This window comes from Bifidobacterium asteroides (genome assembly GCF_009683175.1).
Taxonomy (GTDB): Bacteria; Actinomycetota; Actinomycetes; order Actinomycetales; family Bifidobacteriaceae; genus Bombiscardovia; species Bombiscardovia asteroides_H.
On record NZ_WKKW01000001.1, the window covers coordinates 52,486 to 66,486 of the forward strand.

Annotated in this window: 12 protein-coding genes and 2 riboswitches; of the genes, 4 read left to right on the forward strand and 8 right to left on the reverse strand. The window is 65.0% G+C overall.

Annotation, left to right across the window (positions count from 1 at the left end; translation table 11 throughout):
* Window positions 1–32: 32 nt before the first annotated feature.
* The 4 genes from GKC41_RS00245 to GKC41_RS00260 are packed head-to-tail and all read right to left on the reverse strand — an operon-like array spanning window position 33 to window position 5,562.
* Window positions 33–563 (reverse strand): GNAT family N-acetyltransferase, encoded by a 531-nt coding sequence (locus tag GKC41_RS00245; protein WP_154312425.1) that lies wholly within the window; start codon window positions 561–563, stop codon window positions 33–35.
* Window positions 560–3,760, reverse strand: a complete 3,201-nt coding sequence (locus GKC41_RS00250) for a UPF0182 family protein (protein ID WP_154312426.1) — start codon at window positions 3,758–3,760, stop codon at window positions 560–562. The genes GKC41_RS00245 and GKC41_RS00250 overlap by 4 nt, the downstream gene beginning before the upstream one ends.
* Before the next feature lie 9 nt (window positions 3,761–3,769).
* Entirely contained in the window at window positions 3,770–4,933 is a 1,164-nt protein-coding gene (locus tag GKC41_RS00255) for a glycosyltransferase family 4 protein (protein ID WP_324611981.1), read from the reverse strand.
* Window positions 4,930–5,562 (reverse strand): NAD(P)H-dependent oxidoreductase, encoded by a 633-nt coding sequence (locus tag GKC41_RS00260; protein ID WP_045935486.1) that lies wholly within the window; start codon window positions 5,560–5,562, stop codon window positions 4,930–4,932. The genes GKC41_RS00255 and GKC41_RS00260 overlap by 4 nt, the downstream gene beginning before the upstream one ends.
* 133 nt (window positions 5,563–5,695) lie before the next feature.
* Window positions 5,696–5,854, forward strand: a riboswitch (M-box (ykoK) riboswitch).
* Window positions 5,855–5,951: 97 nt separating this feature from the next.
* Between GKC41_RS00260 and GKC41_RS00265 the strand changes: the two genes are divergently transcribed.
* From GKC41_RS00265 to GKC41_RS00280, 4 genes are all read left to right on the forward strand, one after another.
* Window positions 5,952–7,691, forward strand: coding sequence for an ABC transporter permease (locus GKC41_RS00265; protein WP_154313029.1), 1,740 nt, complete (start codon window positions 5,952–5,954; stop codon window positions 7,689–7,691).
* 20 nt (window positions 7,692–7,711) lie between these two features.
* A complete protein-coding gene (locus GKC41_RS00270; RefSeq protein WP_154312427.1) occupies window positions 7,712–9,064 on the forward strand; it encodes a nitrate/sulfonate/bicarbonate ABC transporter ATP-binding protein in 1,353 nt (450 codons plus the stop codon).
* A 29-nt stretch (window positions 9,065–9,093) separates the two neighbouring features.
* Window positions 9,094–9,166, forward strand: a riboswitch (Fluoride riboswitch).
* An 88-nt stretch (window positions 9,167–9,254) separates the two neighbouring features.
* Window positions 9,255–9,692: a FluC/FEX family fluoride channel gene (locus GKC41_RS00275; protein WP_154312428.1), complete on the forward strand. Its 438-nt coding sequence runs from the start codon at window positions 9,255–9,257 to the stop codon at window positions 9,690–9,692.
* Window positions 9,689–10,069 (forward strand): fluoride efflux transporter FluC, encoded by a 381-nt coding sequence (locus tag GKC41_RS00280; protein ID WP_154312429.1) that lies wholly within the window; start codon window positions 9,689–9,691, stop codon window positions 10,067–10,069. The genes GKC41_RS00275 and GKC41_RS00280 overlap by 4 nt, the downstream gene beginning before the upstream one ends.
* A 33-nt stretch (window positions 10,070–10,102) precedes the next feature.
* On the opposite strand, the gene GKC41_RS00285 is transcribed toward GKC41_RS00280, so the two are convergent.
* From GKC41_RS00285 to ychF, 4 genes are all read right to left on the reverse strand, one after another.
* Window positions 10,103–11,110 (reverse strand): bile acid:sodium symporter family protein, encoded by a 1,008-nt coding sequence (locus tag GKC41_RS00285; protein WP_154312430.1) that lies wholly within the window; start codon window positions 11,108–11,110, stop codon window positions 10,103–10,105.
* Between the two features lie 122 nt (window positions 11,111–11,232).
* The gene (locus GKC41_RS00290; protein WP_229281532.1) at window positions 11,233–12,021 is read right to left on the reverse strand and encodes a L,D-transpeptidase; all 789 of its coding nucleotides are present in this window, start codon (window positions 12,019–12,021) and stop codon (window positions 11,233–11,235) included.
* A gap of 54 nt (window positions 12,022–12,075) precedes the next feature.
* A complete protein-coding gene (locus tag GKC41_RS00295; protein WP_154312431.1) occupies window positions 12,076–12,876 on the reverse strand; it encodes an alpha/beta fold hydrolase in 801 nt (266 codons plus the stop codon).
* Complete coding sequence (ychF, locus tag GKC41_RS00300; RefSeq protein WP_045924585.1) at window positions 12,873–13,979, reverse strand: redox-regulated ATPase YchF; 1,107 nt, start codon at window positions 13,977–13,979, stop codon at window positions 12,873–12,875. Before ychF ends, GKC41_RS00295 begins: the two co-directional genes overlap by 4 nt.
* Window positions 13,980–14,001 lie beyond the last annotated feature (22 nt).

Here is a 14,001-nt window from a genome sequence, read left to right on the forward strand (position 1 = left end):
TACCTCCTGCTCTCGAACGGGACGGTGAGATTCTACACAGGCTCCCCGACCCCTTTACGCTCAAGGGACAGACTCCAGTAGGAGACGTCATGCAGGACGAACCTGTCCCAGGCGGCCTGGGGCAGGAGGCCGAAGCGGTTGAACCCGAACCGCTGCAGCAGGGCCTTGGAGGCCGAGTTGTCATCGAAGATGATGGCCACGGTCAGACGCATGCCCTCCTGCTGGGCGCACTCCAGCAGGGAATGGACCATCAGGGCCCCCAGGCCCCGGCCACGGCTGTCGCGGTCCACGTAGTAGCCCAGCTCGCAGGTCTCCTGGTAGCCGGGCCGGTCGTAGTAGGCCGACAGGGAGCCGAAGGCCAGCACCTTGCCCTCCTGCTCCAGGACCAGGACCGGATGGCCCTGGTCCGGCTCGTGGCCCAGCCACCACTGCAGGCGCTGGTCCAGGCTGACCGGGGCCGTATCCGCTGTGGAACCACCGTCCATGACCGCCTGGTTGTAGATGGCGGTGACCGCCTCCAGGTCCCCGCGACGGCAGAGCCGGATGCGCGGGGTGGCGCTCACTTGTTGCCGCCCTCCTGGTCGGAGGCCTCCTTGAGGGCTTCGCGCAGGCGGTTCTGCGCCTCGCCGTAAGCGCTGAAGTCGCCCTTCTTCAGGGCGGCATCGCCGTCGCTCATGGCCTGGTTGGCCTTGTCCAGGGCCTGTTTCAGGGCCTGCCCTCCTGTCGCCGACGCCCCGCCGGACCCGGCGGTCTTATCCGGAGCCTTATCGGAATCAGGGGCCTTATCGGAATTGGTGCGTCCGGTATTGTCGGCATCACCTGCCGATGCGCCCGAGTTGCCCTGGAAGGTCTTGTCAAGGGCCGCATCCAGCGTCGCCGAGGAGGAGACCTTGTCTCCGAAGGCCACCAAAACCCGCTTGAGCAGAGGGAAGCTGGTGGCGCCGCTGGACTGCACGTAGACCGGCTGGATGTAGATCAGTCCGCCGCCTATCGGCAGGGTCAGCAGGTTGCCGCGTTTGACCTTGGTGGACCCGGACTGGAGCAGGTTGAGCTCGGTGGAGACCGCAGCATCCGAATTGAAGTTGTTCTGGGCCTGCCCAGGGCCGGGCACATTGGAATTCTTGGGCAGCTCCATCAGCCGGATGGTCCCGTAGTCCGGTCCTATCACCCCCTTGGTCGATCCGGCGTCGGAGTCCACGGACAGGAATCCGGTCAGGATCTCCCTGGTGGAGGTGCCGGCGGGGATGAAGGTGGAGGTCAGTGAGAAGGCGGGCCTGTCGGTCCCCGGGGTCTGCAGGGTCAGATAGTAGGGAGGCTGCTTGATCCCCGCTGTCTGCTCCTTGCTGCTCCCGGTCGGATCCACAGGGGTCTGCCAGAAGTCCTCGCCGGAGAAGAACTGGCTGGCCGAGTTGACGTGGTACTGGGAAAGGAGCTGGCGCTGCACCTTGAACAGGCTCTCCGGGTAGCGCATATGGCTCATCAGGTCGCCCGAGATGGACGAGAGCGGCTTGAACTGGCCGGGGAAGACCTTCTGCCAGGCCTTGAGCACCGGATCCTTGGCATCCCAGGCATACAGATCCACCGAGCCGTCGTAGGCATCGACCGTGGCCTTGACGGAGTTGCGGATGTAGTTGGCCTTCTGGGAGCCCAGACCCTTGACGGCCTCGGAACTCAGGGTGGTCGTGTCCTGGGTGATGGGACCCAGGTCCACCTTCTGGGAGTAGGGGTAGGCATCGGAGGTGGTGTAGCCGTCGACGATCCACTTGACCCTGCCGTCCACCACAGCCGGGTAGACGCGCCCGTCCAGGGTCAGATAGGGGGCGATCTGGGCCACGCGCTCCTTGGGTGAGCGGTTGTAGAGGATCTGTGAGTCGGGGGTGACGCGGTCCGAGAAGAGGATCTGGTCGGATCCGAAGCGGATGGCGTAGAGGACCCGGGCCAGGAAGTTGCCCACCGAGGGGCCGCCGTTGCCCTTGAAGGTGTTGGTGGCTCCCTTGGAACCGGTGGGATAGTCGAATTCCCAGCCCGATGAACCCTGTGGCGCGCCGACGATGGAGTACTCGGGCGCGTTGGGCGAGAAGTAGATTCGCGGCTCGTAGTGCTGGCTGTCGGTCAGCTTGCCCTTGGTGGGGATGTCCTGCTCGAAGAACTCGGGCTGCCCGTCAGGGGTGACCTTGTTGCCATAGGCGGCCACGATGCCGTAGCCGTGGGTGAAGACCGTGTGGTCATTGACCCAGTTGCGGTTGTCGTTGCCCTCCAGGTCCAGCTCGCGAGCGCCGATGACCGTATCCTGACTGACTCCGTCGATGTCGTACTTGTCGACGGCCAGGGTGTCCTCGAAGGTGTAGTACTGCTTGGACTGCTGCAGCTGGCGGAAGGTGGGGGAAACCACCTGGGGGTCCAGCAGACGAATCTGTGCGGTGGTCTCCGCATCACGGGAGAGGGCGCCCGACTGGACCTCGGTGGTGGCGTCATAGGCCTCGGTCTTGAGCTTGTCCAGCCCATAGGCCTTGGTGGTGGCCGCAATGTTGCGCTGGATGTAGGCGGACTCCATCTCCTGGGCGTTGGGGTTGACCCGGAAGCGCTGGACCAGTGCCGGCCAGAAGACGGTCAGCAGCAGGGACAGGACGATGGTGACGGCCACGGCCAGGACGGGCACCCGCCACTGCTTGACGGCCGAACCCAGCGACCCTGCATGGACACGGCCGGGTTCCAGGGTATGTGAGCACAGAATCCATACGGCCAGGATGATGCCCAGCAGGGCCATGACCACGGACATGATCAGGGTGACGGGGATGGCCGCCTTGACCGAGGTGTAGGAGGCGCCGGTGATCCGATCGCCCTCCTCGGTCAGCCTGCCGAAGACGCCCAGGGCGGTGTCGCCAGCCCAGACCAGCATGAACAGGACCAGCCAGACGGCCACCTGGCGACGGGCGGGACGGGTCATCTCCAGAATGCCGCGTCCATGCACGGGCATAGTCAGCCGAATGCCGCCCATGAGGAAGTTGGTGACCAGACTGAAGACCGTGGCCGCCAGCAGCATCATCAGCAGGGAGGAGACCAGCAGCTGCAGGCCGGGCAGGATGAAGACGTAGAAGCCGTTGTCCAGGCCGAACTGGGGGTCACGCACCCCGAAGGACTGGGCATTGAAGAGCAGGAGCACCTGCTTCCAGTCGGCGTTGAACTGGAAGCCGAAGAAGACACCGACGATCAGGGAGACCACCACGGCCACCTTGAGCGCCCTGCTTGAGGAGACCCCCTTGCCGACCTCGATCAGATCACCCTTGACCCTGATGGTGGACCCGTCGGGCGAATCGGGACGGCTACGGATGGCCAGTACGGCCGAGAGCAGGGTCACCGCGGCCAGCAGCAGGGCGTAGGCCAGCCATAGACCCACCTTGATGCCCAGCTGGGTCCAGACGATCTGCGCGGCTCCCAGCTGGGAGAACCACATGACATCAGTGATGAAGCGGCTGAGCGCGAACAGGAGCAGGAAGACGACCAGGACGACGGCCACAACCACGGCCAGGATCCTCGAGCCCCGGGAAGGCCCGTCATTGCCCTTCCTGCGGGAAGTCAGCCGGGGGTCACCTGGTCCGGAAAAGCGGAAGCGAGGCGTACCGCCGCCCTCCTGGCCGGAACCCTCCCCATCGGTTTGCACGTGCAGGATGACCGGGTCGTCTTCATTGCGACGCCGGCCTGGTCCGTCTGGACCGCCCATAGGGTCGAACATGGAACCGAAGAAATCAAAGAATGACATGTACCTAGCCTACATGAGACGGCGGTCTTGAATGGCTTGCCGGTAGACCTCCTCCACCTGATCGGCCACCGTGGTCACGTCGTAGCGGTCCAGGAGCGCAATCTGGTCATGGCGCACCTTCCGCCTCCAGGAAGCGTCCCCCAGAGCCTGGGCAACTCGCCGGGACAGCAGTTCGGGGGTGTTGGGCGAGTCGACGGGCACCAGAGCCCGCTCATCGCCCATCAGGGTGGACCGGTAACCGGGATTGTCCCCCGCCAGCACCGGCGCCGTGCCCGAGGCGATGGCCTCCAGCAGGACGATGCCGAAGGACTCACCCCCGGTGGAGGGAAAGACGGTCAGGTCTGAGGAGGCCAGCAGGGCGGGCTTGTCCTTCTCGTCCACAAAGCCGGGGAAGGCCACCGGGGTGCGCAGGACAGCGGCCTTCCGACGGCAGTCCTCCAGCAGCGGGCCCTTGCCGGCCATGGTCACATGCAGGCCCTCAGGCAGAATGCCGTCCCGCTCCCCCGCCTGGAGGGCCGAAAGCAGGATCCCAGCCCCTTTGCGGGCCACGAACCGTCCCAGAAAGACCAGATGCGGCCCCTGGCCGTGCAGACGCGCCACCTCCTGGTCTCCGGCGGCCTGTCGGGCCCGGCGCAGGGCAGCCACATCCACGGGATTGGCCACCACCCTGCTGGGCGCACCGGCAGTCCGCCGGGCATAGCCGGCCGCCACAGGCGAGACCGCGATGACCCTGTCGATGCGCCTATGGGTCCTGCGGTTGATCATCCCCAGCAACCGGCCGCCCAAGAGCTGCAGGCTTCCCGTGGGGGCGATGTGGTAGGTGGCCACCAGGGCCGTTGCCGGATCTGCGGCCCGGATGACCCGCCCGGCCAGGAAGGGGCTGTAGGGTGCCTGAACATGCAGCAGGTCGAAGTGCCCGGCCTCCAGGACCCGGCGGATGGGCGCCTTGGGCGCAGGCAGCGGTATGCGCATCCTGTTGCCGTTGAAGGAGACCATGACGTTACGGGATAGGGAGTGAACCCCGTCAACCGGCGGATGGGCGGTCTGCCCGACCAGGTACTGGACCCTATGGCCCCGCCTGCCCAGCTCCCGTCCCAGGGTCAGAATGTGCTGCTGAACCCCGTCAAACACATCCAGGGTGTCATCGAAGACGAACCCGATGTTGAGCGTCACTGAGCGTCCTGGCCTGCTCCGGGCTCGGTCCCTGCAGCCAGCTGACGCCCCTTCAAGGCCAGGGCCACCAGGTGCCGGTCGGCGGCCTCCCGCGCCTGCTGCTCGTCGTTGCCAGAGTCCAGCTTGTCCACATAGATGGTCTCCACCTGGGCGACCTGGCAGTACTTGAGGAAGGTCTGCCTGCGCAGCTGGTTGTCCAGGGCCTCACCGACGCCGCTGGACTGGTACCATTCCTTTTCCCCGCCGGTCAGCATGATCAGCTCCACCCGGCGCCCGGCCAGGGCCCCCGGGGTTCCGTCAGCGTGGTAGGCGAAGCCCCGGCAGATGACCCGGTCGATGAAGCCCTTCATGATGGCCGGCATGCTGTACCAGTAGACCGGGAAGACCAGGGCCAGCACGTCCGCATCCTTGATGCGCTCCTGCATGGCCTGGGCATCCTCGGGCATGGGTCCCTGGCCCAGGTAGTGGGTCCTGTCCTCCATGCCGAAGACGGGATTGAACCCCTCGGCGCAAAGGTCGATCAACTCGGTGCGAGCCCCGCCCTCGGCCGCCCCGTCCAGCAGGGCATTGCCCGCCGCATCGGTCAGGCTCTTGGGTTCGGGGTTGGCCGTGACTGCCACGATCTTCATGGGGATTCGCTCCTTACATTCCATTTCAGGCCTGCACCGACTGCGTGCAGACCCTTGTCATTGTCAGCCCTGGCAAGGACGGCAACACTGGTTCGGCAAATGCTTGACACTGCTCCTGGGCCCATCTATGTTATTGGGTGGTCGGTAGGTGAAGCTACCGCATGGACAAGGCATGCTGCCGCAAAGTGGTGGAGACACCCCGCGCAGGTCAACAGTCCCCGTCGGATCAAGGCAGGGACTAATGCAGGGCCAAATACCATGCGAAGCCGAAGCTTGAACGATGACAATGGTCGGCTCATGGCCGATCGCCACGCCGTCTTCGAGGCTGCCGACAGGGATGTTCCGCACCTTGGAGGGAGGCCATCGTGAATACTGTCGCACTGCCAGGAATGCTCCGTTCGCCACTGAACGACGACCGCAGCCAGGCATCGCGCTCCACCCGCATATGGACGGGTCTGGCCGTAGCCATAGGCGCTCTGGTCCTGCTGGGGGCCCTGGCCTATCTGCTGCCGGCCCTGGGCGCGCCCATCGGCCCGGCCGGGGTACCCTCGCACGTCTCCACCGACCCGGCCAATCTGCCCTACTACGCGCTTCGCTCCCTCTTCCGCATGTTCACGGCCCTGATCATCTCCCTGGTCTTCGCCTTCCTCTACGGGCTGGCCGCCGCGCGCTCCCGCCGCCTGGGCGCCGTGCTCATCCCCCTGCTGGACATTCTGCAGTCGGTGCCCGTCCTGGGCTTCCTGTCAGCCACCATCTCCATCTGGCTGGTCCTTTTCCCCGGGTCCATCATGGGCGTGGAGGCGGCCTCCATCTTTGCCATCTTCACCAGCCAGGCCTGGAACATGGCCTTCTCCTTCTATAACTCCCTGACCAGCGAGCCCGCCGACCTGGACGAGGCGGTGAGGCTGATGCGCCTGACCCGCTGGCAGCGCTTCTGGAAGCTGGACGTGCCCAACTCCATGATCCCCCTGCTCTGGAACTGCATGATGAGCATGGGCGGCGGCTGGTTCTTCCTGACCGCCTCCGAGATGATCTCGGTCAACAACAGGACCCTGGCCCTGCCCGGCATCGGCTCCTTCGTGGAGGAGGCCACCGCCGAGCAGGACCTGGGCAAGGTGGGCCTGGCCATCCTGACCATGATTGTGGTGGTCCTATTGATTGACTTCCTGCTCTGGAAGCCGCTGACCGCCTGGGCCGAGAAGTTCCGCTACACCAGCAGCCAGTCCACCGAGCCCCGGCGCAGCCTGGTGCTGACGGTCATCCGCTTGTCCGGGGTCAAGGACCTCTTGGGCCTGGTGGGCCACCCCCTGGCCGACCTGCTGGACCGGATCACCCGCCCCTTGGGCCGCACCGGGGCGCGCTGGAGCCGTGGCGGCGGACGCAGGCGGACAGGCGACCTGCTCTGGTGGGCCTGCCTGGCCCTGATCGGCCTGTGGGGTCTCTGGCAGCTGGACCGCCTGGTCATCCGCCCGCTGGGCCTGGGCGAGGTCGGCCACGTCTTCCAGCTGGGCCTGCTGACCTTCCTGCGGGTGCTGATCCTGATGGTGGTCTGCACCATCGTCTGGGTGCCCATCGGCGCCCTGATCGGCATGAATCCGCGCATCTCCCGCTACCTGCAGCCCCTGGTGCAGATCCTGGCCTCCTTCCCGGCCAACTTCATCTTCCCCTTCGTCACCATGGTCTTCATCATCTGGCGGATCGACATCAACTGGGGCAGCATCCTTCTCATGGCCCTGGGCACCCAGTGGTACATCCTCTTCAACGTCATCGCCGGGGCCTCGGCCATCCCCGACGACCTGCTGGAGATGTCGCGCAGCCTGGGCCAGAACCGCTGGCAACGATGGAAGACCCTGATCCTACCGGCCCTGTTCGGCTCCTGGTGCACCGGCGGTATCACAGCGGCCGGCGGGGCCTGGAACGCCTCCATCGTCTCCGAGGTGGTCTCCTACGGGAAGACCGAACTGACGGCCCGGGGCCTGGGTGCCTACATCGCCCAGGTGACCGCCACCGGCGACACCCCCCGCATCATCCTGGGAGTGGCCGTCATGAGCATCTTCGTGGTCCTGGCCGACCGGTTCTTCTGGTCTCCCCTGCAATCACTGGCACAACGGCGCTATTCCCTGACATGAGAAGTCTGAGAGGTTCGACAATGACCAAGATCAATTCCAACGGGATCATCACGGCCGAGCACGTGACCAAGACCTACCAGTCCGACAAGGGCGCGGAGCTGACCGTCCTGGACAACATCGACTTCACCCTGCACGAGGGCGAGGTGGTGGCCATCCTGGGCCGCTCCGGCGCCGGCAAGTCCACCCTGCTGCGCATCCTGGCCGGCCTGGTCCCGGCAAGCAAAGGCAGCGTCGAATACCGGGGCAAGCAGCTGGACGGGCCCAACCCCGGCGTGGCCCTGGTCTTCCAGAGCTTCGCCCTGATGCCCTGGCTGACCGTCAAGGACAACGTCGAGCTGGGCCTGCAGGCCCGTGGCGTGCCCAAGAAGGAGCGCGAGAAACTTTCCCTGGCCGCCATCGACGCCATCGGCCTGGACGGCTTCGAAAGCGCCTACCCCAAGGAGCTCTCCGGGGGCATGCGCCAGCGCGTGGGCATCGCCCGTGCCCTGGTCCTCAAGCCGGACGCCCTCTTCATGGACGAGCCTTTCTCGGCCCTGGACGTGCTGACTGCCGAGAACCTTCGCCAGGAGGTCCTCAAGGTCTGGTCCGAGGAGGCGGGCAGCGTCAAGTCGGTCCTGATCGTCACCCACAACATCGAGGAGGCCGTGGAGATGGCCGACCGGGTCCTGGTCCTGGACTCGCATCCCGGCCGGGTCATCGCCGACGTGCCCATCAACCTGGACAGGCCTCGGGACAAGCAGTCCGACCTCTTCCAGTCCTGCGTGGACTACCTCTACTCCATCCTTACCGGCCAGCGCGACAGCGAGGACATCCGCCGCCGTCTGCAGACCAAGGTGCGTAACCGCCAGGCCGTGCGGGATTCGGTGCGGGACGAGGAGACCGCCGAGCGCAACCTGCCCGACGCCACCCCCGGCGGCCTGGCCGGTCTGGCCGATGTCATGGTCAACCAGCCCAACGGCATGGACCTGGCCGACCTGGCCGCCAAGCTCTCCTTCGAGGTGGACGACCTCTTCCCCCTGATCGACGCCGGGCTCATGCTGGGCATCTTCCAGGCGGACAACGGGCACGTCAGGCTGACCGACCAGGGCCGGGCCTGGCACGACGCGGACATCCTGGAGAGCAAGGAGATGTTCTCACGCATGCTGATGGATCACGTTCCGCTGATCCGCATCATCGACCGGGCCCTGAAGAACAGCGACGACAAGAGCCTGCATGGCTCCCTGATCCTGGACCTGCTGCGGGCCCACCACTCGGACAAGGAGGCCGTCCAGCAGTTCGACACCGCCATCACCTGGGGCCGCTACGGCGAGCTCTTCGATTACGACGCCGACGACGACCGGCTGACCCTGGACCCGGAAAACCACACCGAGTGAACAGTCGAGGTCCTCTTACACCCCTAGAATGGGCCTCGGGCGATGGAACCCGCCCGGGGCTTGAGCCCCGAACCGCAAACTGCTGATAGTTCCTGCACCATGATTCGACGACCCGTCTGCGGGCCGGGTGCAGGCGCATGCCATTCAGCCCGACCCCGTGGACGCTGATCCGTCGGGAACCGAGATCTCAATGACCAAACCCCCTATCGGACCTGATATGGCCACGGCCCTGGTGGTGATGCTAGGCGGAACACTAGGCACCGGCTGCCGGTACGCCCTGAGCCTGCTGCCGGGCCAGAGCGGCCCCCTGCATCCGGGAACCCTCCTGGCCAACCTGATCGCTTGCGCAGGCTACGCCCTGCTGACCGCCTTCCTGGCCGGGCTGCCCAAAAGCACACACGCGCGCCGAAGGCAGCTGACCAACAAGGGTCTGGGTATGGGCCTGTGCGGAGGGCTGTCGACCATGTCCACGCTCTCGCTGGAACTGGTCCAGGACCTGTCGGGCGGTCAAGTCCGGGCAACCCTTGCCTACCTGCTGATCTCCTTTGCCGGAGGCCTGATGGTCTCCTGGGCCATGGCCGCGCTGGGAGCACGTCTGGCCGCACACATCCAGGCGGGTGTGCGATGACCATTGCATTTACATTGCTGATCTGCCTGTGCGGCGGCCTGGGTGCCGGACTGCGCTACCTGTTGGACACCCTGGTCAAGGCCCGCTGGCAGGTGGACCTGCCCCTGTCGACCATGATCATTAACCTGCTGGCCGGATTTGCTGCAGGACTGGTGGCCGCCCTGGCCGCCTTCCACGGACTGCCCGCCTGGGGACGGCTGCTGCTGGCCACAGGACTGCTGGGCGGCTTCTCCACCTTCTCGACAGCGGTCAACGAAGTGTTGGCCCTGACCCGGCAGAGACGGCATCTGGCGGCTCTTGGCTATCTGGCAGCCTCAATGCTCCTGCCGCACCTGCTGACGGCCCTGGGCTTCCTGCTGGCCGGACCGGGCCAGTAGCAGATCCAGCCAGCAACCAAGGAGCTGCGGAACCTAGGCGCGAGCCGGTTCCGGACGACCCTGGGCCGAGTCGGCGGCAATCCCCAGACGGTCGTCATGCCGACGCCACCAGGCGGACAGCACCGAGCCGGAGATGTTGTGCCAGACGCTGAAGAAGGTGGAGGGGATGGCTACGATCGGGTCGGCGGCGAAGGCCTGCAGGGCCAGGGTCGCGCCCAGTCCGGAATCCTGCATGCCCACCTCGAAGGTGATGGCCTTCTGCTGGGCGTAGCGGAACCCCTTGGGGTAGATGCGGTACATGAGCCGGCTGAAGAGGAAGCCCAGCCCGTACCCGCACAGGTTGTGGAGCATGACCACCGGCAGGACCAGGGCGGTGGCGGCGGTGAAGAGCTTGGCATGGTTGACGGAGACCACCACGCCGATGATGATCAGGATGGCGATCTGCGAGACCGCCGGCAGGGCCACGGTCACCTTCTGCACCTTCTCCTTGAAGAAGGCGTGGACGGCCAGGCCCAGGGCGATGGGGATCAGCACCACCTCAAGGGCGGTCAGGAAGAGCTGCTTGGTGGGGATGGCCACATACTGGCTGGCCAGCAGGTTCATCAGCATGGGGATCATGAAGGGCGCGCACAGGGTGGAAAGCAGGCCTATGGACACGTCCAGGGCCACGTCGCCGCGCGACAGGTAGGACATGACGTTGGAGGAGGTCCCCGAAGGGCAGCAGCCCACCAGGATGACTCCCACGGCGATCATGCCGTCCAGCCGGAAGATGCGGCAGAGCAGCACGGCCAGCAGGGGCATGATCAGGTAGTGGGCCACGGTGCCGACGATGACCATAAGCGGCATCTTGAGGATTCGCTTGAAATCGTCCAGGCTCAGGGTCAGCCCCATGCCGAAGAGAATAATGCTCAGGAAGTAGTTGGTGTAGCTACGGGCCCAAATGCTAATCTGCGGGACAAAGAAGTTAATGGCGGCCCACGCTAGGACCACCAGGATGAACCACTTAGTCAACCAGTCACTGAACCGCTGCACCTTTTGCATGATTCCTGACCACTTCCTCTCGATAGTTCTCTCTGTGGTAGGGCAAAGTTAGAAAACCGAGAGCAGGCACGACCGCGAATGGTCACATTTTGGACGAGGTTATTGCGACTTACGAGAGGAATTCACTTGACCAGGACGGGTGTGCCAGTGGGCACGGACTGCATGATCCATCGAGCGTCGGGCACCGTCAGCCGGATGCAGCCGTGGGAGCCAGGGCGGATACCCAGCATATCGGCCTCCTCCTTGATGTAGCCGCCCTTGGAATCGGTGGGAACCGAATGGAAGAGGAAGACCCCGTGGTTCAGAAAGCTGGTGTAGTAGCGGGCACCCATCCCCTCCCTGGGGTTGTAGAAGTGGTCGCCGCGCTCGTTCTGGATGCGGAAGCTGCCCCTGGGCGTGGAGTCATCCATGCCCGTTGAGGCGTACATGGTGTAGAGCAACTCAGACCCATCGCGCACATAGACCCGCTGGTCCTGAAGGCTGACCTCCAAGGATAGGCCAGGATGGGCTGCAGGATCCGGGTAATCAACCTGCTGGGAAGGCTTGAGCCAATCGACAGGATGAGCGGAAGTAGCAGCAGGGTCTGGCTTCTGCTGCTTTGTCTGATTCTTTGTGGCCGATGAGGAGGAGGCAGATTTACTGGGATGATGTGCCTTGGGGAATCGTCTGACCGAAACGGTGGATGTGCTCGAAGCGCCCGCAGCTGTGGTTCGTTCCGCACGGGCCGCATCCACCGGCTGGATCAGGTTGACGATCAGGACTGTCAGCAGCAGTGTCAGCAGGGCGCTTGTCACTACCACAGGCGTGCGGCGGACAGGGTCCATCAGCCAACGGAGCATGGCAAGCGCGCGCCGCTTAAGGCGTTTGCTATCCAATCCCCAGACAGCCATGTCCTTCCCCTTCGTCGCCATTGAACGAACCTGTATGCACAGTTCATTGTAATGGCAGACGAAACCGGGAGAGACTCAGCCTTTCAGCACCTGCCTGGCCCAGTCCTCCAGCAGGTCGCAAACCAGGGCGGTCTGCTCGATCTGCACATTGTGGCCGGCCCGATCCAGCACCGAGTAGGAAGCCCGGGGGAAGCGGCAGGCCAGGTCGAACTGGTCCAGGTAGCCCACACGGTCATCCTGGCGTCCGCAGACAAAGAGCACAGGGGCTATAAATCCGGACCAGACCTGGTCGAAGTCCATATCCAGCTGGTAGTGCCCCTCCATTCGCGCCACCGTATCGGCGTCGGCCGAACGAACGCCGGGCATGATGGTGCGCTGGTAGGCCTCAAGATGCTCCCGGGACTCCACCACGGCCATCTGCCGGTAGGCATGCCTGGTGAACTCGTCCACGTCGGCCAGGCCCTGGTCGTCCCGGACCAGCACCTGACGCGGGGGCAGGCGCCTGTGGGCGGTCACCGGGTCGACCACCGAGGAGAGCAGGGCCATCCCCCGGCAGCGGTCCAGTCGACCGGCGGCGGCATGGCGGCTGAGCAGCCCGCCCAGGGAGTTGCCCACCAGGGCGAAGGGGCCGCCGCCGCTGAAAATATCCACCTGGTCATCCAGCCACCGGGCCAGACCGTCCAGGTCGAGAATGGACGGGTCGGGCGGCGTGCGGCCGAAGCCGGGCTGATCCAGGTAGATCCGCTCGAAGCCGCCCACCCGCTCGAAGACGGGGTCCAGGTCGTCGAAGATGTGGTGGTCCACACCTGACCCATGCACAAAGATCAGCGGCAGCCCACGACCCCGACGAATGGCGAACCCTGGCTTGGCGCTCACTTCTTGGAACCGGAGGGAATGCCGGTCTTGAACTCCACGATGTCGCCGTCCTGCATGACGTAGTCCTTGCCCTCAAGGCGCATCTTGCCCTCCTCGCGCACCTTGGCGTAGGAGCCGTCGGCGGCCACGAAGTCGTCGTAGGAGACCACCTCGGCCTTGATGAAGCCCTTTTCGAAGTCGGTGTGGATTACGCCAGCGGCCTGTGGGGCGGTCCAGCCCTTGTGGATCTGCCAGGCGCGCACCTCCTTGACCCCGGCGGTCAGGAAGGTCTGCAGGCCAAGAATGTCGAAGCCCACCCGGGCCAGCTGGTCCAGGCCGGACTCCTTGAGCCCAGCATCGGTCAGCATCTCGCGGGCGTCGGCTTCATCCAGCTCGGTCAGCTCGGACTCGAACTGGGCGTTGAGGAAGATGGCGGGCGCGGGAGCCACGGAGTCGGCCAGCTGCTTCTTCAAGTCCTCGTTCTGCAGCTCGTCGTCGTCCACGTTGAAGACGTAGATGAAGGGCTTGGCGGTCATCAGATGCAGGTCGTAGAGCTCGTCCTTGTCGATGTCCCCGGCCTGGGCCGCCTGGTCGATGGTCCGCCCCTGGCCCAGAATCTCCTTGGCCTTGCGGACGGTATCCAGATAGGCGGGCTTGATCTTGCCGCCGCGCTGGTCCTTCTCCAGCTTGGGCAGGGCCTTGTCGATGGTCTGCATGTCGGCCAGGATCAGCTCGGTGTTGATGGTGTCGATGTCGTCGGCCGGATCCACCTTGCCGTTGACGTGGACGATGTCGTCGTCATTGAAGGCGCGGACCACCTCGCAGATGGCGTCGGCCTCGCGGATGTTGGCCAGGAACTGGTTGCCCAGCCCCTCCCCCTCCGAGGCCCCCTTGACAATGCCGGCGATGTCCACAAAGGTGACCGTGGCGGGCACGATCTTGTCCGTGTGGACCAGCTTGGCCAGAACGGGCAGCCGGTCGTCGGGCAGGGGCACGATGCCGGTGTTGGGCTCGATGGTGGCGAAGGGGTAGTTCTCCGCCAGAACGTTGTTGCGGGTGAGGGCGTTGAAGAGTGTGGACTTGCCGACGTTGGGCAGCCCGACGATTCCTATGGTTAACGACATATGCACCAGTCTATTGCCCGGA

Coding starts and splice junctions, on each gene's coding strand:
- GKC41_RS00250 (WP_154312426.1), bottom strand. CDS start 3,760: ATGTCATTCTTTGATTTCTTCGGTTCCATGTTCGACCCTATGGGCGGT.
- GKC41_RS00260 (WP_045935486.1), bottom strand. CDS start 5,562: ATGAAGATCGTGGCAGTCACGGCCAACCCCGAACCCAAGAGCCTGACC.
- GKC41_RS00265 (WP_154313029.1), top strand. CDS start 5,952: ATGCTCCGTTCGCCACTGAACGACGACCGCAGCCAGGCATCGCGCTCC.
- GKC41_RS00270 (WP_154312427.1), top strand. CDS start 7,712: ATGACCAAGATCAATTCCAACGGGATCATCACGGCCGAGCACGTGACC.
- GKC41_RS00275 (WP_154312428.1), top strand. CDS start 9,255: ATGACCAAACCCCCTATCGGACCTGATATGGCCACGGCCCTGGTGGTG.
- GKC41_RS00280 (WP_154312429.1), top strand. CDS start 9,689: ATGACCATTGCATTTACATTGCTGATCTGCCTGTGCGGCGGCCTGGGT.
- GKC41_RS00285 (WP_154312430.1), bottom strand. CDS start 11,110: ATGCAAAAGGTGCAGCGGTTCAGTGACTGGTTGACTAAGTGGTTCATC.
- GKC41_RS00290 (WP_229281532.1), bottom strand. CDS start 12,021: ATGGCGACGAAGGGGAAGGACATGGCTGTCTGGGGATTGGATAGCAAA.
- ychF (WP_045924585.1), bottom strand. CDS start 13,979: ATGTCGTTAACCATAGGAATCGTCGGGCTGCCCAACGTCGGCAAGTCC.